16 protein-coding genes and 4 pseudogenes are annotated in these 24,090 nt (G+C 67.5%); 11 read left to right on the forward strand and 9 right to left on the reverse strand.

What is annotated here, in order from left to right:
• Positions 1-56 precede the first annotated feature (56 nt).
• Positions 57-671, reverse strand: coding sequence for a uracil-DNA glycosylase family protein (locus tag IPM60_00740; GenBank protein MBK8906470.1), 615 nt, complete (start codon positions 669-671; stop codon positions 57-59).
• On the reverse strand, positions 668-1,462 hold the full coding sequence (locus IPM60_00745) for an ABC transporter permease (GenBank protein ID MBK8906471.1): 795 nt from the start codon (positions 1,460-1,462) through the stop codon (positions 668-670). The genes IPM60_00740 and IPM60_00745 overlap by 4 nt, the downstream gene beginning before the upstream one ends.
• A gap of 59 nt (positions 1,463-1,521) precedes the next feature.
• Here IPM60_00745 and IPM60_00750 point away from each other — a divergent pair, with 59 nt between their 5' ends.
• Both IPM60_00750 and arsC read left to right on the forward strand, forming a co-directional pair.
• Positions 1,522-2,079, forward strand: a complete 558-nt coding sequence (locus IPM60_00750; protein MBK8906472.1) for a RecX family transcriptional regulator — start codon at positions 1,522-1,524, stop codon at positions 2,077-2,079.
• A 35-nt stretch (positions 2,080-2,114) separates the two neighbouring features.
• Positions 2,115-2,456: an arsenate reductase (glutaredoxin) gene (gene arsC / locus IPM60_00755; GenBank protein MBK8906473.1), complete on the forward strand. Its 342-nt coding sequence runs from the start codon at positions 2,115-2,117 to the stop codon at positions 2,454-2,456.
• 17 nt (positions 2,457-2,473) lie between these two features.
• Here the strand turns inward: arsC and IPM60_00760 are convergent, their stop codons facing one another.
• Positions 2,474-3,364 (reverse strand): radical SAM protein, encoded by an 891-nt coding sequence (locus tag IPM60_00760; protein ID MBK8906474.1) that lies wholly within the window; start codon positions 3,362-3,364, stop codon positions 2,474-2,476.
• Between the two features lie 220 nt (positions 3,365-3,584).
• Between IPM60_00760 and IPM60_00765 the strand changes: the two genes are divergently transcribed.
• The 5 genes from IPM60_00765 to IPM60_00785 all read left to right on the forward strand — a co-directional run bounded on the left by IPM60_00765 (position 3,585) and on the right by IPM60_00785 (position 10,348).
• The gene (locus IPM60_00765) at positions 3,585-4,346 is read left to right on the forward strand and encodes a beta-phosphoglucomutase family hydrolase (protein ID MBK8906475.1); all 762 of its coding nucleotides are present in this window, start codon (positions 3,585-3,587) and stop codon (positions 4,344-4,346) included.
• A gap of 150 nt (positions 4,347-4,496) precedes the next feature.
• A complete protein-coding gene (gene otsB, locus IPM60_00770) occupies positions 4,497-5,309 on the forward strand; it encodes a trehalose-phosphatase (GenBank protein MBK8906476.1) in 813 nt (270 codons plus the stop codon).
• Between the two features lie 76 nt (positions 5,310-5,385).
• On the forward strand, positions 5,386-7,779 hold the full coding sequence (locus tag IPM60_00775; GenBank protein ID MBK8906477.1) for a glycoside hydrolase family 65 protein: 2,394 nt from the start codon (positions 5,386-5,388) through the stop codon (positions 7,777-7,779).
• 183 nt (positions 7,780-7,962) lie between these two features.
• On the forward strand, positions 7,963-9,489 hold the full coding sequence (locus IPM60_00780; GenBank protein MBK8906478.1) for a hypothetical protein: 1,527 nt from the start codon (positions 7,963-7,965) through the stop codon (positions 9,487-9,489).
• Between the two features lie 457 nt (positions 9,490-9,946).
• Complete coding sequence (locus IPM60_00785; GenBank protein ID MBK8906479.1) at positions 9,947-10,348, forward strand: DoxX family protein; 402 nt, start codon at positions 9,947-9,949, stop codon at positions 10,346-10,348.
• Positions 10,349-10,376: 28 nt separating this feature from the next.
• On the opposite strand, the gene IPM60_00790 is transcribed toward IPM60_00785, so the two are convergent.
• The 4 genes and pseudogenes from IPM60_00790 to IPM60_00805 all read right to left on the reverse strand — a co-directional run bounded on the left by IPM60_00790 (position 10,377) and on the right by IPM60_00805 (position 15,979).
• Positions 10,377-11,777, reverse strand: a complete 1,401-nt coding sequence (locus tag IPM60_00790) for a cysteine--tRNA ligase (GenBank protein ID MBK8906480.1) — start codon at positions 11,775-11,777, stop codon at positions 10,377-10,379.
• Between the two features lie 43 nt (positions 11,778-11,820).
• Positions 11,821-13,478, reverse strand: a pseudogene (locus IPM60_00795) (NAD+ synthase).
• A gap of 62 nt (positions 13,479-13,540) precedes the next feature.
• Positions 13,541-14,649, reverse strand: a pseudogene (locus IPM60_00800) (nicotinate phosphoribosyltransferase).
• Positions 14,650-14,742: 93 nt separating this feature from the next.
• Positions 14,743-15,979: pseudogene (locus IPM60_00805) on the reverse strand (3-deoxy-7-phosphoheptulonate synthase class II).
• Positions 15,980-16,234: 255 nt separating this feature from the next.
• Between IPM60_00805 and IPM60_00810 the strand changes: the two are divergent.
• The gene (locus IPM60_00810) at positions 16,235-16,645 is read left to right on the forward strand and encodes a septal ring lytic transglycosylase RlpA family protein (GenBank protein MBK8906481.1); all 411 of its coding nucleotides are present in this window, start codon (positions 16,235-16,237) and stop codon (positions 16,643-16,645) included.
• 51 nt (positions 16,646-16,696) lie between these two features.
• Here IPM60_00810 and gor read toward each other — a convergent pair.
• Both gor and IPM60_00820 read right to left on the reverse strand, forming a co-directional pair.
• Positions 16,697-18,075: pseudogene (gene gor, locus IPM60_00815) on the reverse strand (glutathione-disulfide reductase).
• Between the two features lie 69 nt (positions 18,076-18,144).
• Entirely contained in the window at positions 18,145-19,452 is a 1,308-nt protein-coding gene (locus tag IPM60_00820; GenBank protein MBK8906482.1) for a tetratricopeptide repeat protein, read from the reverse strand.
• 273 nt (positions 19,453-19,725) lie between these two features.
• Between IPM60_00820 and IPM60_00825 the strand changes: the two genes are divergently transcribed.
• From IPM60_00825 to IPM60_00835, 3 genes are read left to right on the forward strand one after another with little or no spacing between them, the layout of a single operon-like run.
• Complete coding sequence (locus IPM60_00825; protein MBK8906483.1) at positions 19,726-20,487, forward strand: HAD hydrolase family protein; 762 nt, start codon at positions 19,726-19,728, stop codon at positions 20,485-20,487.
• 8 nt (positions 20,488-20,495) lie between these two features.
• Complete coding sequence (locus IPM60_00830; GenBank protein ID MBK8906484.1) at positions 20,496-22,190, forward strand: hypothetical protein; 1,695 nt, start codon at positions 20,496-20,498, stop codon at positions 22,188-22,190.
• A gap of 10 nt (positions 22,191-22,200) precedes the next feature.
• Positions 22,201-24,081, forward strand: coding sequence for a hypothetical protein (locus tag IPM60_00835; GenBank protein ID MBK8906485.1), 1,881 nt, complete (start codon positions 22,201-22,203; stop codon positions 24,079-24,081).
• Positions 24,082-24,090: the final 9 nt, after the last annotated feature.

The following is a 24,090-nucleotide window of genomic DNA, read 5'->3' on the forward strand; positions in this document are numbered from 1 at the left end:
TCCGCCGTTCCCTGTCGCCGTCATTTGGAGCGGGCGGAACCGACGGCGTCTGCTGATCAATCCACGGCGTATGGGTCCGCGTCGGTCAACAGCGCCCGCACCCGGGCCCGCAACTCCGGGAGAAGTTCCGCCTCGAACCAAGGATGTCTCCGCTGCCAGCCGATGGTGCGCCAACTCGGGTGAGGCAGCGGCCAAAGCCGCGGACCGTGCGCCCGCCAGTCCCGCACCGCCTCGGTCACCGACGTTGCGCCGCCCGCGGGCAGATAGCGGACCTGCGCATAGCGTCCCACCAGCAAAGTCAGTTGGAGGTTGGGCAACGCCGCGACGATGCGCCCGTGCCACAAAGGCGCGCATTCCCGCCGCGGCGGCTTGTCGCCCCCGCCTGCGTCGCGGCCCGGATAGCAGAGGCCCATGGGGACGATGGCGACACGGCGCTCGTCATAAAAAACATCGCGCTCCAGACCCAGCCAGAGCCGCAGCCTATCGCCCGAGGCGTCGTTCCACGGGATGCCGGTTGCGTGCACGCGGGTCCCGGGCGCCTGGCCGACGATCAGCAGCCGCGCCGACGCCGCGGCCCGCAGAACCGGCCGCGGCCCCAGCGGCAACGCCCCTTCGCAGTGCCGACAGGCGCGCGCCTCCGCCAACACTTGGTCCAGGTCGTCCGCTCTCATGCCTTGAGCTTGTAGCCTCGTTTGAACATCCAGTAGCACAAGAGCCACAGCCCGGCGTTGACCCCCGCGAGCACCGCTACCCCCAACAGCGGCGGCGCGTCGGCGTATCCAATGAACCCGTAGCGGAAGCCGTCGATCATGTAGAAGAACGGGTTGACGTAGGCGATCGCCTGCCCCGCCGCCGGCAGGCGGTCGATGGAGTAGAACGTGCCGGAGAGGAACGACAGCGGCGTCACCACGAAGTTGGTGACCGCGGCGATGTGGTCGAACTTTTCCGACCAGATGCCGCCGGCGATGCCGAGCAGCGACAGCATGAGCGACGCCATCACCGCGTGGTAGAGGATCAGCGCGGGGCTGTGGATGTGGATCGGTACGAACGGCGACATGGCGAGCAGCGTCACGAAGCCGACCAGTACGCCGCGGCTCATCCCGCCCATCGCGATGGCGAACGTCAGTTCATGGGCGGTGAGCGGCGGCATCAGGGTGTCGACGATGTTGCCCTGGACCTTGGCGATCACGATGGACGAAGACGTGTTGGCGAAGGCGTTCTGCGCCACCGCCATCATGATCAGTCCGGGCGCCAGGAACTGGAGATACGGCACGCCGTGCACGCTCTCGACGGCGCGCCCGAGGGCGAGGGCGAAGATCGCCAGGAACAGCAGCGTCGTCACGATCGGCGCCAGCAAGGTCTGGGTGTAGACCTTCATGAAGCGCCGCACTTCGCGCATGTAGAGGGTCCACAGCCCGAGCCAGTTGGCGGCTTCCAGATCTCCCGCGGCCGGATATCGCATGTTATCTTCCCGTTGATCGCCGACAGGACGCACCATACGGGACGCCGCACAGTTTCGCCATGCCGAGACAGCCTCGCAAGGTGACCGCGCAGTCGCTGGAGAACGCGGCGCTCTACTACCTGCAGCGATTCGCCACATCGGCCGAGGCTTTGCGGCGAGTGCTGATGCGGCGGGTGGAGCGCTCGGCGGACGCCCACGACACCGACCGCGAGGCTGGCGCAGCGCTGGTCGACGCGCTGGTGGCGCGCTATCGCGCCGCCGGTCTTCTGGACGACAGGGTCTATGCCGGCGGACGCGCCGAAAACCTGCACCGCCGCGGCGTGCCGACGAGCGGCATCCGCGCCCGCCTGCGTCAGAAGGGCGTCGGCGACGACGACATTGCGGCGGCGCTGGCGTCGCTCGACGACGCGGTCGCCGCCGACGCGGTCGCCGCCGACACGGACGCCGTTGCCGCCGTCAACCTGGCCCGCCGCCGCCGCCTCGGTCCGTTCCGCCCTGCCGCCGAGCGCACCGCCAAGCGGGACAAGGACTTGGCCTCCCTCGCCCGCGCCGGCTTCTCCTGGGACCTCGCCCGCCACATCATCGACGCCGACACGCCCGAAGATCTGGCTTTATGATGAGGCGCCACCATTGCAGTTGGAGAAGCCAAGCGATGACCGTCACCATCTATCACAACCCGCGCTGCAGCAAGTCGCGGGCGACGCTGGCGCTGTTGCAGGACCGCGGCATCGGGCCCGTCGTCGTCGAGTACCTGAAGGACCCGCCTGACGCCGCCATGCTCGAGCAGATTCTCGCCATGCTGGGGATGCGGCCGCGGGACTTGATGCGCCGCAAGGAGAGCGCCGAAGCGGGCCTCGACGATCCCGGCTTGAGCGACGAGGCGCTGATCCGGGGCATGGTCGCCAACCCGGTGGTCATCGAGCGGCCGATCGTCGTGCATGGCGAGCGCGCCCGCCTCGGCCGGCCGCCCGAGGCGGTGCTGGAGATCCTGTGACGACAGGGTCGGCGCCGCTACAGCCCTCTCAGGCTCTGCGGGCGGAGAAGCGGGGCGCCGGCGCGGGCGGCGGCGATCAGCGCCAACAGGGCGGCGCGATCGTCCGGCAAGGTACCGGCCAATGCCAGGCAGTTGGAGGCGTGGTTGGAGCGGAAGATCACCGGTGCCGGCGGATCGAGCGCCGCCAGCAGCCGCTCCTGCTCCGCGAGAATGCCCGCGTCGTCCTGCTCTTCGAAAGGCACGCCGTCGCGGGAGAAGCGACTCAAAAAGTCGTCACGGACATCCGCGTCGAGGCGCAGTTGCAGGGTCGACAGAAACGTCGGCGGAGCGCGGTTGATCAGGTCCGCCGTGGCGTCGACGTGCTCCGTCCACAACCGCCGTCCGCCGAGCCCGAGTATCACCGTCGCCGACACCGCCAGCCCGGCGCCGCGCGCGGCATCGAGCGCCCGCGCCATGGTGGCCGGGGTCGCGCCCTTGCGGATGCGCTTCAGGATCGAAGCCGAGCCCGACTCGATCCCGAGGTAGACGAGGCTCAGCCCCTTGTCCCGCAACCGCGCCAAGTCCTCCATCGGCTTGGCATTGAGGGCCATGGGCGTCGCGTACGCCGACACCCGCTCCAGGCGCGGGAACGTACCGGCAAGGCGATCGAGGATGGCGACAAGATCCGCGGTCGGCAGAACCACGGCGTCGCCGTCGGCGAGGAACACCCGGCGCGCCTCGGGCCAGAAGCGGGCTGCGGTGGCGATGTCGGCGAAAACCGCCTCCAGCGGCCGGGCGCGATAATCCTTCGATTTGTACATGGAGCAGAACGTGCAGCCGTCGAACGAGCAGCCGATCGTCGCCTGAATGATCAGGCTGCGGGCCTCGCTGGGCGGTCGGTACACGGGCGCATCGTAGGTCAGCTTCATGGTGTAGCGTCATACATCCGAGGACGGGAGGCACACGGAATATCGGGGCGGTTTCCTGCCCGAACAAGCTTTCGCCGCTTGAGGGGTGGTCATGGTGGCCTCGTCGTCTATAGTGGTGCGACTGCGAAATGACGCTCTGAAGCTATCGAGCGGCCCCGTCGGGAGCGGATGCACACGCGGCAGCCCGAGCGCTTCGAGCCCAACCGAGGGAAGGGACCCCATGGCCGCCGCGCAAGACACCCAAACTGTAGTGTCGGACAAGTACGATGCCTGGCTGTTCGACCTCGACGGGATCATCACCGACACCGCCAGCGTCCACGCGTCGGCATGGAAGCGAATGTTCGACGAATACCTGCAGAAGGTCGCCGAGCGCGAGGACGCGCCTTACGAGCCGTTCGAGATCGATCCGGACTATGTCCGCTACGTGGACGGCAAGCCGCGCTACGACGGAGTGGACAGTTTCCTCCGGTCCCGCGGCATGGAACTGGAATGGGGCGATCCGAGCGACACGCCGGACATGGAGACGGTGTGCGGCCTCGGCAACCGCAAGAACGACATGTTCAACGACGTCCTCAAGGACGAGGGCGCCGTGGTGTTCGACTCGTCGGTCAAGCTCGTGAAGGCACTCAAGAAACAGGGCAAGCACGTCGCCATCGTCACCTCCAGCAAGAACTGCGACGCGGTGCTCGAGGTCGCCGGGCTGACCGGTCTGTTCGAGGCGAAGGTGGATGGCAACGTCGCTGCGGAACGCAAGCTCGCCGGCAAGCCGGATCCACATACGTATCTGGAAGCGGCCAAGCTGGTCGGTGCGTCGATCGAGCGCTCGGTGGTACTGGAAGACGCGATCTCGGGCGTGGAAGCCGGCAAGGCGGGCAAGTTCGGGCTGGTCATCGGGGTGGCGCGGCACGACGAGCCGGAGGCGCTGAAGAAGGCCGGCGCCGACATCGTGGTGTCCGATCTGAGCGAGATCGATTTGACCTGATGCCGTATGCGCGGCTCGCCCTTCGGCTTCACTAAGGGTGAGGTACTGGTGCAGGCAACGAGGAACCTCACGCTGAGCGACCTCGAAGGATGAGCGCAATCGAGGCATGGGCGTTGGCCCTATTCACTTGAAATCGAACAGGAGAAAACCATGGCCAAGCAGATCGGCGACCTGCCGCACGCGATCACCAACGGCGAACTCCTGGCGCAGCGCCTGAAGGGCAAGACGCCGGCGGTGTTCCTCGACTACGACGGCACCTTGACGCCCATCGTTGACCGCCCCGAAGACGCCATCATCTCGGAGAGCATGCGGGACGCGGTGCGCGATCTCGCCGCACGCTGCCCGGTGTGCGTGGTCAGCGGCCGCGACCGGCCGGTGGTCCAGGAGTTGATGGGCCTCGACAACCTGATCGTCGCCGGCAGTCACGGCTTCGACATCTGGAGCCCGTCCGGCGGAGCGATCCAGAAGGAGCATGGCGGCGAGTTCGCCGCGCTGCTGGAAGACGTCAAGAAGCAACTTCACGACGTGATGGACTCCATCGAAGGCGCTCTGGTCGAACCCAAGAAGACCTCCGTTGCCGCGCACTACCGCCTTGTCAGCGAGACGGAGCGCTCCAAGATCAAGGACATCGTCGACAAGATCCTTGGCGAGCACCCGGATCACCTGAAGGTCACCCCCGGCAAGATGGTCTACGAGATCCAGCCGAAGATCGACTGGGACAAGGGCAAGGCGGTTCTGTACCTGCTCGAAGCGCTGGGCCTCGACCGGGACGACGTTTTGCCCATGTATTTCGGCGATGACGTCACCGACGAGCACGCCTTCGCCGCTCTCGAAGGCCGCGGCATCGGCGTGTTCGTGGGGCGCGCCGATGATCCGGAGGTGGGCGGCCGCGACACCCATGCGGATTTCATCCTGCACACCATGGGCGAAGTCGAACAGTTCATGCACGGCTTGGCGCGCTGATCCGCATCCCGCCCCGTTACATCGTCATCACGTCAATCTGTTGAAGATGCAAGAAACAACAGCGAGGGGAAACGACATGTCGACTTGGACTCTGGCCTATGACTCGTTCATCCCCGAGCAGGAGGGGCTGCGCGAGGCGCTGACCTCCACCGGCAACGGCTACTTCTGCACACGGGGCGCCTGCGAATGGGCGGACGCTGGCGCCGTGCACTATCCCGGCACCTACATGCACGGAGGATTCAACCGGGCAACGACGCTCATGGCGGGCCGGCCAGTGGTGAACGAGGACTTCGTCAATTTCCCCAATTGGCTGCCCCTGAGGCTCAGCATCGGCGGGGACGAGCCGTTGTCGCTGTCCAACGCCGAGCTTCTCGACTACCGCCACGAGTACGACATTCGCCACGCCCTGGTCCGGCGCACGCTCCGCCTTCGCGACCGCCAGGGGCGCGAGACCACGATCGCGTCGCGCCGCTTCGTCAGCATGGCCGAGCAGCATCTGGCGGCCCTCGAATGGACGATCACTGCGGAGAACTGGTCGGGCCCTGTGGAAGTGCTGTCGGCGCTCGACGGGCGGGTGGAGAATCGGGGCGTCGCCCGCTACGGCGACCTGGTGTCGCGACACCTGAACCGGGTCGACGAGGCGACCTGCGGCACGGATTGCATCTCGCTCCTGGTGCAGACCCGGCAGTCGCGCATCTACGTCGCCGAAGCGGCGCGCACGCATGTTTACGGCGAGCACGAAGTCGTCCAGGTCGACCGCAAGAACCTGGAGTTGCAGGGCTACATTCAGGAGGTGTTGGCGTTCGAGGTGGAAGAGAAGTGCCCGGTGCGCGTCGAGAAAATGGTGAGCTTCTTTTCCTCCCGCGACAACGCCATCAGCGAGCCCTTGATCAACGCCCACGAGGCGGTCCGGCGGTTCGGTACCTTCGCCGAGACCCTGGATCGCCACGAATACGCTTGGGATCAATTGTGGGCGCGCGCCGACGTGGAGATCCCCAAGGACGAGCACGTGCAACGCCTGGTGCGCTTCCACATCTGCCACCTCCTGCAGGTCTGCTCGCCGTTCACCACGGACATGGATGCCGGCGTTCCGGCCCGCGGCCTCAACGGCGAGGCGTACCGCGGCCACGTGTTTTGGGATGAACTCTACATCTATCCGTTCATCACGTTCCGGCTCCCCGACGTCACCCGCGAATTGCTGATGTACCGCTACCGGCGACTGCGGAAAGCCCGCCAGGCGGCGTTAGACCATGGCTACAAGGGCGCCATGTACCCGTGGCAGAGCGGCAGCGACGGCAGCGAGGAGACCCAGGTCGTTCACCTCAACCCCAAGTCTGGACGCTGGGACCCGGACCTCAGCCACAACCAGCGGCACGTGAACGCGGCAATATTCTACAACATCTGGGAATACTTCCAGAGCACCAACGACCTGGAGTTCCTGTGGGACCACGGCGCCGAAATGATGCTGGAAATCGCCCGCTTCTGGGCCAGCATCACCCACTTCAACGAGGAGCGCGGCCGCTACGAAATCCACGGCATCATGGGTCCCGACGAGTTCCACGAAACCGTGTACGGCTCCAACAAGCACGGCTTGCCCAACAACGCCTATACCAACGTCATGGTCGCCTGGATCAGCCAGATCGCGCAGAAGGTCCTGGACCTGCTGCCCGAAGGCCGGCGCGACGCGCTGTGCGGCACCATTGGGCTCGGAGAGGACGAGATCGCCAAGTGGCGGGAGATGAGCACCAAAATGTTCGTGCCGATCCACGACGACGGCGTCATCAGCCAGTTCGAAGGCTACGAGGATCTCGAAGACCTGGATTGGGAGGCCTATCGCAGCAAATACGACGACATCCACCGCATGGACCGGATCCTCAAGGCCGAGGGCGACACGCCGGACAAGTACAAGGTGGCCAAGCAGGCCGACACCCTGATGCTGTGGTACCTGTTCTCCGACGCCAAGGTAGCCAGGCTGCTGGAAACTCTTGGCTACCAGCGCTTCCCCGACATGGAGCGCAAGAACATCGATTACTATGAGCACCGCACCTCCCATGGCTCTACCCTCAGCCTGATCGTCCACGCCGATCTGGAGGCGGGGCTTGATCCGGAGACCTCGTGGGATCGGTTCGTGACGGCGCTGGAGAGCGACGTCGGCGACATCCAGGGCGGCACCACCAAGGAAGGAATCCACATGGGGGTGATGGCCGGCACCATCGACCTGTTGCAGCGGGGTTATCTCGGGGTCGACATCAGCGGCGACGCGCTCTGCTTCAACCCCAAGCCGATCGACAAGCTGGATGGATTGAAACTTCCCATGCAGTTCAGGCAGGCGCACCTGGAGGTCGAGTTGCGTGACGGCAAGCTGACGGTCACCGCGCTGCCGGGCGGCATCCGCCGGAGCCTCAAGATCGGCTACAAGGACGAGATGTGCGAGATCAAGGCCGGAGAAAGCCGCACCTTTACCCTGTGACGACACCGGGCAAGCCTGCCGCCGATGCCGGCCAAACGCCCCACCCGCCGGATCAGGAGCGCGCATCGCCGACCGCAAGCGCGCGCCGAACCGCCGGACGCGCCACGTGAGGCCGCACCGCCGGCAGAGCCTTCGCCGCGCCCGGACCAACCTCCGCCCGCCAATCGCGTAACGAGGCCAAGCGTGTTCGAGCGCCTGATGACCATGGTGCGGCGGCTGGGATTCGAGCGGCTGGACATCCGCGTCGCCGAATTTGCCGGCGACGCCGTTCCGCAGCACGCGCAGCGGGTCAGCAAGGCCCTCTCCCGGCGGCCCGGCTTGCGAGTGCGGCCACTCGACCGAAGCCTCGGCTTCCGCGGGTCCACGGACGAAGGCGACGCCCTGGTCACCGCGGAACTCGTCGGCCGCCAATGGCTGCAGGATGAGGGCGGCGACGTGCTGATCTGGGGCGAAGTGCCCCCGCCCGGGAAGAGTCTGCTGCTGCGGTTCATCTCCGCCGTGCCGGCGCCGCCTGACCGGCCCGGCGCGGTCGATGCGCCGTCGCTGCTGGCGCTGCCGGCCGGCTTCGATGCAGAATTCGCGCCGATCATCCTCGCCACGACGCTCGCTGCGCTGACCCCGCGATCCGCCACCAAGGCGCGCCTCCGCCACACCCATTTGCAGCGAGCGGTCGCTTCGGCCGGGGCCGCCATCGAAACGTTGCCAAAGACGCTGGCGCCCATCGAGCGAGGCACGATTCGCGCCCGCTTCGCCGACGCGGCTGCGCAATTGGCAGCGGCGCAGGGATCGCCGGTGATGCGCGAGATCGCGGTGCTGTCGTACGCAGCCGCCATCACCGGCATCTCGGAGGCGGACTGGCCTTTTGTCCGTGCCTGCGTCGACAAGAACCGCGGGCTGGCGTTGCTGATGGAAGGCGGCAGCGCCAACCGGCTGAAGCGCCTCGATGATGCCGTGGATGCCCTGCGCCGCGCGCTCAGGGTTCTGCGGCGGGAGCAGTACCCGATCGCGTGGGCGACGGCTCAGGCGGGACTGGGCGAGGCGCTCTACAGGCTCGAGGCGGAGGGCGGCGACGCGCAACTGCTGCGGGACGCGGTGGCGGCCCATCAGGCGGCCCTGCAGGTGTTCGACCGCCGCACCGACCCGCAACTGTGGGCGACGGTGATGCACAACCTGGCCCGCACCGCGCAGGTGCTGGGCGAAGAGTTGAAGAACCCGGAGGTGCTGCAGAAGGCGGTCGACGCCTGCCGCTCGGTCATCGAGGTGCACACCCGCGAGGCGGCGCCGCAGCAGTGGGCGAGCACCCAGAACGACCTTGGCTCGGCCCTGTTCCTGCTCGGCCGGCAAACCGGCGACGACGCCACCCTCGCCGCCGCTGCCGAAGCCTTCGAACACGCCCGGGAGTTCTATGGCGAGATGGGCGATCAGGCGGCGGTGGCGGTGGCCATCGTCGACCGCAATCTCGCTCGCGTGCAGGCGCTGCGCGAGCGGCACGCCAACAGGCCGCCAAACCGGCAGCCGACATACGAGCTTACGCTGACGCATCGCGACACCGTTATGGGCGATGGCTCAGCGCCAAACGAAGCCCGGAGCGATGGCCGACCGCAAGAACCGGAGCCCGCCGCGGCTTCAACGCAAGCGGGCGGCGCGCCGCCGCGCCCGCCCCGCAACGCCGGCGGCAGGGCGCACAAGCGCCGGCGGGGCAAGCCATAGTGCACAGACCCGTTCGAACGATTTAGTCGAATGGGTCGGAGTGTGCACGAAAATCAAGAGCACCAAGTGCACAGACCCGTTCGAACGATTTAGTCGAATGGGTCGGAGTGTGCACGAAAATCAAGAGGATACGTGCAGCCGCGGCAAATGCGAATGATGGCAGGCGTGATCCGGTTCACAGACATGCCGCGACATGTGGAGGACCATGGAGGCGGTTGGGCAAGACCCTTCCCCTCCCCAACGACGCCTCTGAGAGCCGGCCGCGCCGGCTCTCTTTTCTCAGACATCGGCTGCGCCGTAGCGCCCTGTCAGGCGCGACGCGAAGTTGTGCCGGCGGGGCTGTCTTCGAGGATGACGTCGGGGGGGCTCGGTGGCGCCCAAAGATCCGGGCAAAGTTGACTTGACACCCGGGCGCGCCGTCAACCTGATGGGGGACCGCAACATGGGGAGGATCGCCATGCAGTTTCTCGCGCCTTACACGTCCCACCTGCTCAGCCTTCTCAGGGTCATGTCGGGGCTGTTGTTCCTGCAGCACGGCACGAGCAAGTACCTCGACTTCCCCCTCTCCAAGCACAGCGACGTGGCGCCGCTGTCGATGAGCGGGGTTTCCGGGATGATCGAACTGGTCGGCGGCATCCTGCTCGTAATCGGGCTGTTCACCCGCCCCGCCGCGTTCGTCATGTCGGGCGCCATGGCCGTCGCCTATTTCTACGCCCACGCGCCGCAGGGCTTCTTCCCGCTCCTCAACGGCGGCGAACTGGCGGCGCTCTACTGCTTCGTGTTTCTGTATCTGGCGGCGGCGGGCGGCGGCGCGTGGAGCGTCGACCGCCTGAGGAGCGGCGGCGCGGGCGCCGCCTGACCGGGGCGCAGGAGCGGCCGGGCGGGGATCAGGCGCGGCGCCAGGTGGTGCCGGCGGAGCCGTCCTCGAGGACGACGCCGGCGGCCGCCAGGTCATTTCGGATCGCGTCGGCGGACGCGAAATCCCGGGCCTTGCGGGCCTCGGCGCGCTGGCGGATGCGCGCCTCGATCTCGCCCTCGTCCAGGGTGGCGGCGCCGTCCGGCCGCCAGCGAAACCACGCCTCCGGATCCTGCTGCAGAAGCCCGAGCAGCCGGCCGGCCGCCATCAAGCGCGCCTTCGCCGAGGGTGCGCACGCACCCGGAGCCGCCTTGTTCAGCAGCCCCGCCAACTCATGGAGATGCGCTAGCGCCAGCGGCGTGTTGAGGTCGTCAGCGAGGGCGGAGAGGACCTCCGCGGGCGCCTCTGGGGGCGTCTCTGGGGGCGCCTCCGGGGGCGCATCGGCGGCGGGGACATGACGGAGCGCGCCATAGAGGCGGTCCAGGGTGTGGCGGGCCTGCTGCACGCCGTCCTTCGTGAAGTCGAGAGGCTGGCGGTAGTGGGTCTGGAGCAGAACGAGGCGGATCGCCTCGCCGGGGACCTCCTTGAGCAGGTCGTGAACCGTGTAGAAGTTGCCGAGGCTTTTCGACATCTTCTCGCCCTCGACCATGACGTAGCCGTTGTGCATCCAGGTGTGGACGAAGGGCCGTCCGCCATGGGCGCAGGTGCTCTGGGCGATCTCGTTCTCGTGGTGGGGGAAGATCAGGTCCTGGCCGCCGCCATGAATGTCGAACGACTCGCCGAGGTACTCGGTGCTCATCGCCGAGCACTCGATGTGCCAGCCCGGCCGGCCGCGCCCCCACGGCGAGTCCCATCCGGGCTGGTCCGGCGTGGACGGCTTCCACAGCACGAAGTCCGCCGGATCGCGCTTGTAGGGCGCCACTTCGACCCGGGCGCCGGCGATCATGTCGTCGCGGTTGCGCCGGGAGAGGCGGCCGTAATCCGGCCATGACGGCACGCTGAACAGGACGTGGCCTTCGGCGGCGTAGGCGTGACCGGCGTCGATCAACGTGGCGATCATCCGGATCATCTGGCGGATATGCGCCGTCGCCCGCGGCTCCTCGTCCGGCGGCAAGGCGCCCAAGGCCGCCATGTCGTTGTGGAAGGCGCGGGCGGTGCGCTCGGTGATGGCGGCGATCGCCTCGCCGGTCTCGGTCGCGCGCGCGATGATCTTGTCGTCCACGTCGGTGATGTTGCGCACGTAGGTGACATGCGGGTAGAGCCGCGATAGCAGCCGGTAGAGCACGTCGAACACCACCACCGGCCGGGCGTTGCCGATGTGGGCATAGTCGTAAACAGTGGGCCCGCACACATACATGCCGACCCGATCCGGGTTGAGCGGTCGGAACGGCTCCTTCCGCCGCGTCAGGGTGCTGTAGAGCTGCAGGGTCATTGCTGGGACGATCTCCCGGCCGAAGCCGCGGTCAGGTGCTTGCCTAGTCCCGCACCGTGAAGCGGTTGGTGATCGGGTAGCGGCGGTCGCGGCCGAACGCGCGGTAGGTAATCTTGACGCCCGGCGGCGCCTGGCGGCGCTTGTATTCGGCCCGGTCGAGCATCCGCCAGATGCGCCGCACCGTTTCTCCATCGAAGCCGCGCGCCACCAGGTCGTCGGGCGACGCTTCTTCCTCGATCAGGCCGGTGAGGATGGCATCCAGCGTCTCGTAAGGCGGCAGGCTGTCCTGGTCGGTCTGGCCGGGCTTCAACTCGGCGCTCGGCGGCTTGGTGATGACGCGCTCCGGCATGACACCTTCAGCCGGACCCAAGAGACCGTGGGGCCGGGCGCCGTTGCGCCAGTGCGACAGGGCGAAGACGGTGGTCTTGTAGACGTCCTTGAGAACGGAGTAACCGCCGCACATGTCGCCGTAGAGGGTCGCGTAGCCCACCGACATCTCCGACTTGTTGCCGGTGGTCAGCACCATGCTGCCGAACTTGTTGGATATCGCCATCAGCACGATGGCCCGCGCCCGCGCCTGGATGTTCTCCTCCGTCACGCCCGGCTCGGTTCCCGCGAACACCTCCGCCAGCATCTGATCGAACGCCACCATCGCCGGCTCTATGGACACGTTATCAATGGCGACGCCCAAGGCTGCGGCGACGGCTGCGGCGTCCTCCAGGCTTTCGGACGACGTGTATGGCGACGGCATCATCACGCAGCGCACCCGCTCCGCCCCGAGCGCGTCGACGGCGACGGCGGCGGTCAGCGCGCTGTCGATGCCGCCGGAGAGGCCGATGACGACGCCCGGGAACCCGTTCTTGCCGACGTAGTCGCGGAGCCCGATGGTCATGGCAAACCAGATGGCCTCCAGGCCCTCCGGCCGCGGCGCGACATCGCCCGGCTCGCACGCCCACGCGCCATTAGCGGACTGGCGCCAAGTCGTTTTGACCAGCGCCGTCTGCCACGCCGGCGCCTGCACGATGAAGTGCCCCTGCCGGTCGAACACGAACGAGGCGCCGTCGAACACCAGTTCGTCCTGGCCGCCGACGAGATTGACGTACACCAGCGGCAGGCCGGTTTCCGCGACCCGCTCGCCCGCCAACCGGCGGCGCATGCCCCATTTGTCCGTGTCGAACGGCGAGGCGTTGAGGACCAGCAGCAGATCGGCGCCGGCAGCCGCGAGATGGCGGCTGACGTCCGCAGCCCACATGTCCTCGCAAATCATGACGCCCAACTCGACGCCGCGGAGCGGCAGCGTCGACGGCAGCTCGCCGCCACCGAACAGGCGTTTCTCGTCGAACACCCCGTAATTCGGCAGCGCATGCTTGAACCGCACCTCGGCGACCCTGCCGCCGTCCAACAGTAGCGCAGCGTTGTACAACGCGCCTTCGTGCCGCCACGGCGCCCCCACCAGCATGGCCGGTCCGCCGTCGGCCGTGTCACGAGCCAACCCGGCAACGGCCTCGGCGGCGTGCCCAGGAACACGCGCTTCAGGACCAGGTCTTCCGGGGGATAGCCGACCAGCGCCAACTCGCCGGTGGCGACAAGGTCGGAACCTGCGGCTTCCGTTCGCGCGGCGCGGATCAGCGCGGCGTTCCCGTCGATGTCGCCAACCGTCGGATTGAGTTGCGCCAGCGCGATGGTGAGCGTTTCGGCCATGGTCTATCTCTGCTGCATGATGACGACGGGGGCGACAGGCAGGACGAGAGCCCGACCGAAACCTAATCGTCCCTCGTTTTCTTGATGAGGAACTCGCGGCCGATCTTGACCTGCGGCATGCCGTTGTAGGCGACGATGTCGGCGGTCGCGTAGGTTTCCTTCCACAGCTCCGGCAGGTGCGAGCCGGTGCCGATCACGTCGATCGGCGCATCGACCTCGGCCATCACCCTGCACTTGTCGAGGTTGAAGCCGGACGACGCGACGATCTGACCTTGTCGGAAGCCGGCCTGGTCGAGGCGCTCGCGCAGGTGGTAGATCGCCGCGGCCGACACGCCGGTGCCAGCCAGGTAACGCAGTTCGGTGTCATTCCGGTAGCGCCGCACGGCGATCGGCGCGTAGCGTTCCAGCACCGCGTAGGAGGCCTGCGGATCAAGGCCCTCGACGAAGCGGCCGCCGTGGGTGTCGAGCCGCATGCCGAGCTGCCCGCCTGGGCCAGTCCGGGAAAGCGACGGCAGACGGCGAGCGCGTCGGTGATCTCGCGCCCGAAATAATCGACCAGCACGATGAGATCGTCTTCGGGAAAGGTCTCGTGGAACATCTCGGCGGCGCGGACGGTGGAGCCGGCGTAGCCGATCAGGGCGTGGGGCATGGTGCCGAGCCCCCGCTCGCGGCCGAAGTAGTGCGCCGTCGCGTCGTTGGCGTTGCCGACGAAGCCTTTCGCGCCGGACTGCTCGCGCGCCGCCCGGGAGCCGACCGCGGCGGCATAGGCCATCATCTCCTCCATCTCGATGCCGGCGCAATGGCGGGCATCGAAGGCGAGGAAGGCGACGTCGGGAAGATCGGTGCACATGGTGAACGCGTTGTAGGCGGCGACGCAAGGCGCGCCGAGCTTTTGCAGGTAGAGCGTCTCGAGATCGACGAGGTGGTAGAACGAGCCGGTGATGTACATCAGCGGCTCGCCGGCGCCGACCCATTCGCCCTCTTCGTAGTTCAGCTCGATGTCGAACGGGACGCCGCGCCCCGCCGCCACGCCGTTCAGCCAATCGACCGCCAGCTTCGGGGCGAACATCACCGGCCGGCGCATGAACACGGCGTACGTGACCGAGGTGTCGCCGAACCGGCCGATCGTCTCACGGGTCTTGACGGAAATAGCAGTCGGTCCAGCGGCGATCCCGTCATGCTCGGCGGCAGTCGCCTGTCCGCCGGCGCGGCCGCCTCTTCGGGCTCCGGCGGCTCAACCCGATTCAGATGTCGGCAGGCGCGGTCACGGCCGGCCTTCCTTGAGCGCCTCGGCGAGCAGAAAGGCCAGTTCCAGCGCCTGGCTGGCATTCAGGCGCGGATCGCATTGCGTGTTGTACCGATCGGCCAGGCCTTCTTCGGTGATCGCCTGGGCGCCGCCGATGCATTCGGTGACGTCCTGGCCGGTCATCTCGAAATGCACGCCGCCGGCATGGGTGCCCTGGTCGCGATGGATGTCGAAGAACGCCTTGACCTCGGCGAGGATGCGGTCGAACGGCCGGGTCTTGAAGCCGTTGGCGGCCTTGATCGTGTTGCCGTGCATCGGATCGCACGACCACACCACCTTGCGGCCCTCGCGCTTCACCGCGCGCACCAGCGGCGGCAGCGCGCTCCCGACCTTGTCCGGCCCCATGCGGCGATCAGGGTCAGCCGGCCCGGCTCGTTGTCGGGGTTCAGCCGGTCGATCAGGCGGATCAGCTCGTCCGGCTTCAGCGTCGGGCCGACCTTCAGGCCGATGGGGTTCTTGACGCCGCGCAGGAACTCGACATGGGCGCCGTCCGGCTGGCGGGTGCGGTCGCCGATCCACAGCATGTGGGCCGAACAGTCGTACCAGTCGCCGGAGGTGGAATCGACCCGGGTCAGCGCCTGCTCGTAGGGCAGCAGCAGCGCCTCGTGGCTGGTGTAGAAGTCGGTCTCGCGGATCTGCGGGGCGTGTCGGAGGTCAAGCCGCAGGCCGCCATGAACTCGAGCGCCTCGGCGAGGCGCTCGGCCATATCACGATACCGGTTGCCCTGAGGGCTGTCGGCGACGAAGCCGAGGTTCCACAGATGCACCTGATGGAGGTCGGCATAGCCGCCCTGGGCGAAGGCGCGGAGCAGGTTGAGGGTGGCGGCCGACTGGTTGTAGCACCGCAACAGGCGAAGGGGATCGGGAGCGCGCGCCTCCGGGGTGAACTCCATGCCGTTGACCATGTCGCCGCGGTAGCTCGGCAGCGACATGCCGTCCCGTGTCTCGAGGTCGTCCGAGCGCGGCTTGGCGAACTGGCCGGCCATGCGGCCGACCTTCACCACCGGCACGCCGGCGCCGAAGGTCAGCACCACCGCCATCTGCAGCAGCACGCGGAAGGTGTCGCGGATGTTGTTGGGGTGGAACTCGGCGAAGCTCTCGGCGCAGTCGCCGCCCAACGCTTCCGCGTCGGGATAGGTCGGCATCTGCTTGACAGGCCGGGAGCGCCAGGAGTCGGGACTCCACGGCTCCGGCACGACGTGGGGCTTGACGGCGTGGGGCTTGATGGCTTCGACCATGAACAATCCGCTTCGGTTCTGTTTCGTCGGCACGAGGCCCCGCTATACGCCGCGTGCCCGCGCATTTCAACAGCTCGGCACGCGGTGGCTGATCCGCGGTTGACGCACGCGTCCTGAATGCCTTCTATGCGTAATCGATACCGGGCGTAATAGATACATGGATGCTGGGCCGTGATCGTTACCGGAAGCTGCAACTGAGCGAAAGAAGCAACGATGAAGTTCAGAAGTCGAACGGCGCTGGCGTGTCTGGTCGCGTCGGCGGTGGCGGGCGCCGCCGAGGTTTCCCTGCCGACGCCGAGTTTGGCGCAGGAAGCAGCGACAACTCAGGAGGGCATGGCCCACTACTACGCCAAGCGCTTTCACGGGCGCAAGACCGCGAGCGGCATCCCGCTCGACAACAACGCCATGGTTGCCGCCCACAAGACCTGGCCGTTCGGAACCATCGTCCGCGTCACCGCCGTGAACACCGGCAAGTCCGTCGAGGTCAAGGTTATCGACCGCATTGGTCGATCGCCGACGGTCATCGATCTCTCCCGCGCGGCGGCTTCCGAACTGGGTTTCCTCGCCACCGGCGAAGGTCAGATCCCCGTCAAGCTGGACGTCGTCAAGTGGGGCAAGGAGTAGGGGCGGGCAGGACCAGAGATCGCGCACCTGGTGCACGCATCCCTGAAGGCATTACGTCCCCACATCGGCGTCGTGTTCGGGGCGTTTGTCGCGCATGGTGACGAACTCCTCGGCGGCAGTAGGGTGGATGCCGACCGTCGCGTCGAACTGCGCCTTGGTTGCGCCGCACTTCAAGGCGATGGCGATGCCCTGCACGATCTCCGGCGCGTCCGCACCCACCATGTGGCAGCCGACCACGCGGTCGGTGGCGCGTTCCACCACCAGTTTCATCATCGACTTGTCGTCGCGCCGGGTCATCGTGTGCTTGAGCGGCTTGAACGTCGACAGATACACGTCGCAGGCGCCCCGCTCGCGCGCCTCGTGCTCGGTCAGGCCGACCGTCGCCACCGGCGGTTGGCTGAACACGGCTGAGGGGACGTATTCGTAGTCCATGCGCATCGGCCGGTCGTTGAAGAACGTCTCGGCGAAGGCGCGGCCTTCGGCGATGGCCACCGGCGTCAGGTTGATGCGGTCGGTGACGTCCCCGACCGCGAAGATCGACTCGACGGTGCTGCGGTTCCAGTCGTCCACGACGACCGCCCCCTTTGTTGTTGAGGGTGACACCCGCCTCCTCCAAGCCCGATGCCGCGGGTATTCGGCGCGCGCCCCGTGGCATACATGACCAGGTCGGTCTCCAGCAACTCGTCTCGCCCGACGATGCGGAGCGAGTAGCCGCCGTTTTCGGGGGCGATGGAGCGGACGATGGTGTCCCGCATGATGCGGATGCCCTTTTTCTCCAGTTCATCTCCGAGGCAGTCGCGGATGTCGGCGTCGAAGCCGCGGAGGATGTTGCCGGCGCGGATGATCTGGGTGACTTCGACCCCGACCGCGTTGAAGATCCCGGCGAACTCGACGGCGATGTAGCCGCCGCCGACGATGACGATGCGACGCGGCAGTTCCGGCAGATCGAGCGCCTCGTTGGAGGTGATTGCGTGCTCAATGCCGGGTATTTCCGGCAAGGCCGGCCAGCCGCCGGTGGCGATCAGTATCTTATCTGCCGTGTGGCGCTTGCCGTCCACCTCGACCGTGTGAGGATCGACGATCCGGCCTTCGCCTTCCATCATCTCCACGTTGTTGTCCCGCAGGATGCGGCGGTAGACGCCCTCCAGGCGTTGCAGTTCGGCGTCCTTGCCGGCGATCAGCTTCGCCCAGTCCAGGCTGCGCTCGCCGTTGGACCACCCATATGCGCACGCATCTTCGAAGTCCTCGGCGAAATGGGCGGCGTAGACGAGAAGCTTCTTCGGTATGCACCCGCGCATGACACAGGTGCCGCCGACGCGGCTCTTCTCGACGATTGCGGTCTTCGCCCCATAGCCGCCGGCGAGACGGGTGGCGCGCACCCCGCCGGAGCCGGCGCCAATGGTCATCAGGTCGAAGTCGTAGCGGCTCATGGTCCGTCCTCGCGGCTTTTCTGAGATGCTCCCAAGTTCTAGCGCGGCGGGACGCAGAATGCCATCGGCTCAGGAGGTCTCGAACTCCCACGGGACGCAGTGCTGATTGCGCTCCTGCAGCGACTTGCACACCGCCTCCGCGGCGGCGTCGCTGGCCAGTGGAACCGAAAAGAGGCGATAGTACACCGCCTCCCCGTCGCGGCGATCCACCCGGACGATCGACGGCTGCATGTCCTTCAAGACCTCGCGGTGAGCGCGCCGGATCTGCGCCCAGCCTCGCGCCGCCTCCTGCCGGGAGCGGAACGACGCCAAGTGGACGCCGTGCGACCCGTTGAGGGCGGTACCTCCCAGCAGCGACAGCGGCTTGGGAGGCAGCGGGCGGGCGGTGATGGAGAGGTCGCCGGCCGCTTGCGTCGGCGCAGCGTCGGCGGGAGCGCCCCCAGCCATGGGCGCGGCGCTCCGCTCGGCGCTTGCCGCGATGGCGGCGCGCTCCCGCTCATGTTCCTCGCCGGTGATCCAGCCGGCGTCGTGGAGCATGGCAAGGCGGGCAAGCGCCTCGTCGGCAGGCTGCGTCGCTCGCGCGGCTGGAGCCGGGCCGGCGGCGCGCCCGGGTGCTCCGGGGAGCAGCGCATCGAGGATCATCGTCCGCTCGGCTGCGTGCTCCTGCGGCGTCATCGCCCCCATCTGCAGCGCCTGACCGATGGCCTGCAGCCGCCCGACGATCTGGCGCGGCTCCGGCACCGGCCGGTCGAGGCCGGCGGCCGGCGGCGGCGCAGTCAGAGGCAGCAGGGCGCCGATATTGGCGCGGCGCCGACGGTCGTAGTCCTCGTCGGTGATCACGTGCAGGTCGCGCAACTGCTGCACGATCTCGAACCGCTTGACAGCATTGTCAGGATGATCGGCGCGTCCGGCTGCAACCTCCGCTTCCCGCGCAACCGCATCCGTGAGCGAGCGCCGCGCCGGTCGGTTCAGGCGGGCAAGATTGGCTTCGGCAATATCAGCGATCGGTCGCGCCGTCATCTCCGACAGCGAGAATAGCGTCGCCGAGACCGGCGGATCGAGCGCCAGCACCCGCTGATAGTGCGCTCGCGCCTGTTCGGCGTCGCCGCGCGCCTCGTACACGATGGCGCGCCCCATCAGCGCCTGGACATCCTCGGGCTTGGCTTCGAGGGCGGCGTTGAAGTGGCGCTCGGCATCGTCGCCGGCGCCTCGCGCCAACGCAGCAAAACCACGCTCGACTTCCGCTTCGGCCGCCGCGTCGGAGCCTTGCCAGAAGGCGGGGCGGAACACCTCGGATGTCTGGACGTTGCAGGCGCTGATCATTGCGGTCGCCGCGGCGACCACCATTGCCATCCCCAGGCGGCTGTTGCGGATCACGTGTGTCGAACTCCCATACGGTTGCGCGCCGGCCGCTCGACGGGTGGCTTCCGGCAACCACCGCGACGACAACGACCATGGATCGTCGAGAGTTAGCCGTGGTATGGCTAACATCGCGTTAACCGGATGCGCGGTGCGCGATGCGCCCGGCATTGACAGCGGCGTCGCGCGCGTGAAAGCTCGCCGGCGGCGACGGGGCGGGACGCTACCGTTCACCCGGTCGGCGGTAGCGTGGCGCACGGCCCATTTGGCAACGATCCGCGAAGAGCAGACATGTCGAACCCGACCCGGCCCGAATCCTACGCATCGGAGTTCTGCGCGCGCTTGATGGCGGCGCGGGTGGCGTCGGGTTTGTCCCCGCAGGACCTTGCGGCGAGCGTCGGGCTCGATGCGGACACCTATGCGCAGTTCGAATCCGGGATGCTGTTGCCACATCACCTGATGGTTCCGTTTGTCGAGGCCACCGGCGCCAACCTCACCCATCTGCTTTCCGGCCGCGTCTCTGGCCGCGGTTCCTCTCGACGCGCGAGCACGGTCGAGGCGGACATCGCCCGGTGTCTGCCGCGGCGGCCGGCGGCGCTGGTCATGGATTTTGACGGCGTGTTCACCGACAACCGCGTCATCGTCGACCAGGACGGCCGCGAGGCAGTGCTGTGCAACCGCAGCGACGGTCTCGGCATGGAGCGGTTGAAGGGGCTCGGACTGCCGTTGCTGGTCCTTTCCAAGGAGCGCAACCCGGTCGTCCGCGCCCGCTGCAACAAGCTCGGCATCGAGTGTCTTCAGGGCGTGGAGGACAAGGGGCCGGCGCTGGTGGCCTGGTGTGATCGCCTGGATTTGAAGCTCGCCGACACGGTGTTCGTCGGCAACGACATCAACGACCTGCCGTGTCTGGAACTGGTCGGCTGCGCCGTCGCCGTCGCAGACGCCTACGACGAAGTGCTGGCGGTCGCCGACGTGGTTCTGAGCCGCCCCGGCGGTTTCGGCGCGCTCCGCGAATTGGCCGACGCTCTGCGCCGGCGAATGTTGCAGGGATAGCGCTCGGAATGCCGCACCTCGCCGCCGACACGGGCGCCGACGCGGCGGCATTGCCCGCCCGCATGAATATCGGCGACGGGTTCCGCTGGCACCGGCTGACATCGGGGCGGACGACGCTGTGGCTGACCGGCCACATCCGCGGCGCCTCCGAAGCAAAGCTGGCTGCCGCATTGGATGCTGCCGGCGGAACGGAAGCCGCCGTCTTGGAACTGCTCGGAAATCTCCGCGGCCACTTCGCCCTGGCGGCGGCCGCGCCGGAATGGGCCGTCGCCGCCGTCGACCGGGTCCGCTCGACGCCGCTGTTCCTGGCTACCCCGCAACACCAGCGCCCGGTTATCGCTGCTCACGCTGCCGATCTTGCAGCCGGGCTCGGCCTGACCGAGATCAACGAAGGGGCCGCACTGGCTTTTGCCATGTCCGGCTACACCATCGGCGCCGACACCCTCTACTCCGGCGTGACGCAGTTGTTGCCCGGCGAAATGGTGGTGGTCGCGGGCGACGGCTCCGTCACTCGCCGTCGCTATCACCGCTACCAGCCGTGGCGGATCGTCGCCGACGACGAGGACAGGCTGCGCCGCCGCCTCGGGGACGTGACGCTCGACATGATCGGGCGTTTGGCGCGCGAGGCGGGTGGCCGTGCCATCGCAGTGCCGCTCAGCGCCGGCCGAGACTCGCGGCTGATCGCCTCGGCCCTGGCTCACATCGGTTACCGGTCGGTCGTTTGTTTTGCCTATGGCGTCAAGGGGAACTACGAGGCGAAGGCCAGTGAGCGCATCGCCGAACGTCTTGGCTTTCCGTGGCGGTTCTGCCCGTTCTCCCACCGTAGCCAGCGGGCGCTGTTCACATCGGACCTGCACCGCGCCTACCTCCGGTTCGCCGATACCTGCGCCGCGGTGCCGTTCGTGCAGGACCTGCCGGCGGTGCGGGATTCGGCGGAGGCCGGGTTCCTCCCCGAGAACGCCATCATCGTCAACGGCGCCACCGGCGACTTCATTTCCGGTCATCACATTCCCGAGCCGTTGGCGCGTCCGCGCACAGACCTTGACGCCCAAGGGCGCCGGGCGCTGATCCTCGATGCGGCGATCAACAAGCACTTCCGGCTGTGGCAGTCGCTGGCGACGCCCGAAAACGACCGCCGCATTCGGGCGCGCCTCGACGCCGAGATCGCTCCGATGGCCGACGCCCTCGACGATCCCGAAGCGGCGCACGGGATCTACGAGGCCCTCGAGTTCGAGAATCGCCAGTGCAAGTATGTGATCAACGGCCAGCGCATCTACGAGTTTCTCGGCTTCGAGTGGCGCCTGCCGCTGTGGGACGACGAGTATCTGGATTTCTGGCAGGGGGTGCCGCTGGCCGCCAAGGCCCACCAGCGCCTCTACCGCGAGATGCTGGAGGAGCGAAACTGGGGCGGCGTCTGGCGCGGCCCGTCGTGGCGCTTCCCGCAGACCGTCAGCCCCGGCTGGATGCGCCGCTTCGTGCGCCCGATCTGCAAGGCCGCGCACGCGCCGGTCGGCAGGGACCGCTGGCGCGACTTCGAGCGCCGGTACCTCCAGTACTGGATGGAGATCACCTGCGCGTCGGCGGCAGTGCCATATCGCCGCGCCATCCGCGACGGCCGCGGCGCCCGTCATTCCGTCGCCTGGTTGACGGAAGCCTACCTCGCCGGCAAAGGGCTCGCCTATGACGGCACGCCGCGCGGCTGAGTCCGCCACAGTGGCGGAACAGGCCTTCGCCTTCTCGCTGCCCGGCTATCGGGCGCTGCTCGAGTCGATGTTGGGGCGCGGCTACGAAGCCGTCGCGTTTTCCGTCGCGGAGCCGTCGCGCCGTCATCTGGTGCTGCGCCACGATCTCGACATGTCGTTGCAGGCGGCCCTGCCGGTGGCGGAGGTCGAAGCTGCGCTCGGCGTCGCGGCGACGTACTTCGTGTTGCTGCGCACCGAGTTCTACAATCTCCACACGCCGCGGGCGAAGGCAGCGCTGGCGAAGCTCCGTCTGCTCGGCCACGCCATCGGCCTCCACTTCGACGCGTCGCTCTATAAAGAAGACGAACTTCACGCCCTCGATACGGCTGCAGCGGCGGAATGCGCCGCTCTCGAGGAGATCGTCGGCGCCCCGGTGGAAATGATCAGCTTCCACCGACCGGCGCCGGGGCTGGTCGGGCTCGACTGCACGCTTGCCGGCCGCGACCACGCCTACCGCCCGCGCTATGTCATGGCGATGGGGTACTGCTCCGACTCCCGCGGCGCCTGGCACCACGGCCATCCGCTCGACCATCCAGCGCTGGCGGAAGGCCGCGCCCTCCAACTCCTTACGCATCCCGTCTGGTGGACAGGCCAAGGCGACGAGGACCCGGTCGCCAAGCTCAACCGCTTCCTGCAAACCCGCCACGCCCTGCTGCAACAGGAGCTGGCGGCGAACTGCGAGCCGTATCGGCGCTACCTGGCGACGCCGGCGGCGCGGACAAACCAGGCGCCGCCATCCGTCGTGCCCGTGGCGCCTCTCAACCTCCCTTCCGTGACCATTCTTGGAGATTCGCGCGCCTTCGACACCTATTACCTCAACGCATCCTATGGCGAGTCCGGATACGGGTACGACCGTACGTTCCCGTTCCTGTTGCGTCGGGCGCTGCTCACCGACACGCCGGCGATCGCCGACGCCGTCCACATTCCCGATCATTTCCGCGGCGGGACGATCGAGAACAACATCATACGACTGGCGCTGACTGACCCGGCGGTTGTGGTCCTTCTCGACGGGCTCTGGGAATCGCTGCTGACCAAGGACCAGTTCCTCGCCTATTTGGCCGACAAGGTCCGCGATCACGATTGGCGGAATGGGCGGGTCCTGGACCTGTCGTTCAGCAGCCGTCGGGTCTGTGAGCTGTTTACCGCCGGCGCTTTCCCGGCGTCGCCGGAGCGCTACGCGTCTCGCCAACGCCGCCTTATCTCGTATTTTCGCCGCCGGCGTCGCCAGTGCATCTGGTTGACCCTGCCGATTCCGCCGCGGGATCACTTCGGTGGCTTGCATTTCGCCGGCGACTATATGACCATCCCCGAGTGGGGCGCATGCCTCGCCGCCATCAATGCGGAGCTTGCGCCGGTCGTGAAAGACTACGATGCGCTGCTGCTCGATCTCGACCAGTTGATGGCCCGACACGGCGGCCCCGGCGAGTGCCTGATCGATCAGTGGCACTTCACCCCCCGTTTCCACGCCGCCATCGCGGACGCGCTCGAGACAATGATCAAGCAGTTGGAGCCGCTCGAGCTTTCGATCGATCACGTGTCGCGGCGGTTCCTGTTTGCGCGTGAAGCCGGCGACACCGCGGTCTCCCTTTGCGGCTCGTCGGAAGCGTGCGCCGCCTGGGCCGCTAAGCACCCGGACGTGGGCGTCGATGTTTGCTTTCGTCCCGGCGATGACCGCCGCGACGCCGCGCCGTTGATCGTCGTGCTCGAGGCTGACGTCGATCAGCGCGAGGCCGTGGCCGTGAGCCTGCTACGCGCCGCGCCGCAGGAAAGCATCGTCGTCTATCCGGAAGAGCTTCGTCCACTCGTCAATCCCGTTGGCGATGAAAGGGCGCGATATGGCCGTCTCGGCTGAAGATCCTGT

It is taken from the genome of Rhodospirillales bacterium, from assembly GCA_016710335.1.
GTDB lineage: Bacteria > Pseudomonadota > Alphaproteobacteria > Rhodospirillales > Defluviicoccaceae > JADJXQ01.

Coding starts and splice junctions, on each gene's coding strand:
- IPM60_00740 (MBK8906470.1), bottom strand. CDS start 671: ATGAGAGCGGACGACCTGGACCAAGTGTTGGCGGAGGCGCGCGCCTGT.
- IPM60_00745 (MBK8906471.1), bottom strand. CDS start 1,462: ATGCGATATCCGGCCGCGGGAGATCTGGAAGCCGCCAACTGGCTCGGG.
- IPM60_00750 (MBK8906472.1), top strand. CDS start 1,522: ATGCCGAGACAGCCTCGCAAGGTGACCGCGCAGTCGCTGGAGAACGCG.
- arsC (MBK8906473.1), top strand. CDS start 2,115: ATGACCGTCACCATCTATCACAACCCGCGCTGCAGCAAGTCGCGGGCG.
- IPM60_00760 (MBK8906474.1), bottom strand. CDS start 3,364: ATGAAGCTGACCTACGATGCGCCCGTGTACCGACCGCCCAGCGAGGCC.
- IPM60_00765 (MBK8906475.1), top strand. CDS start 3,585: ATGGCCGCCGCGCAAGACACCCAAACTGTAGTGTCGGACAAGTACGAT.
- otsB (MBK8906476.1), top strand. CDS start 4,497: ATGGCCAAGCAGATCGGCGACCTGCCGCACGCGATCACCAACGGCGAA.
- IPM60_00775 (MBK8906477.1), top strand. CDS start 5,386: ATGTCGACTTGGACTCTGGCCTATGACTCGTTCATCCCCGAGCAGGAG.
- IPM60_00785 (MBK8906479.1), top strand. CDS start 9,947: ATGCAGTTTCTCGCGCCTTACACGTCCCACCTGCTCAGCCTTCTCAGG.
- IPM60_00790 (MBK8906480.1), bottom strand. CDS start 11,777: ATGACCCTGCAGCTCTACAGCACCCTGACGCGGCGGAAGGAGCCGTTC.
- IPM60_00810 (MBK8906481.1), top strand. CDS start 16,235: ATGAAGTTCAGAAGTCGAACGGCGCTGGCGTGTCTGGTCGCGTCGGCG.
- IPM60_00825 (MBK8906483.1), top strand. CDS start 19,726: ATGTCGAACCCGACCCGGCCCGAATCCTACGCATCGGAGTTCTGCGCG.
- IPM60_00830 (MBK8906484.1), top strand. CDS start 20,496: ATGCCGCACCTCGCCGCCGACACGGGCGCCGACGCGGCGGCATTGCCC.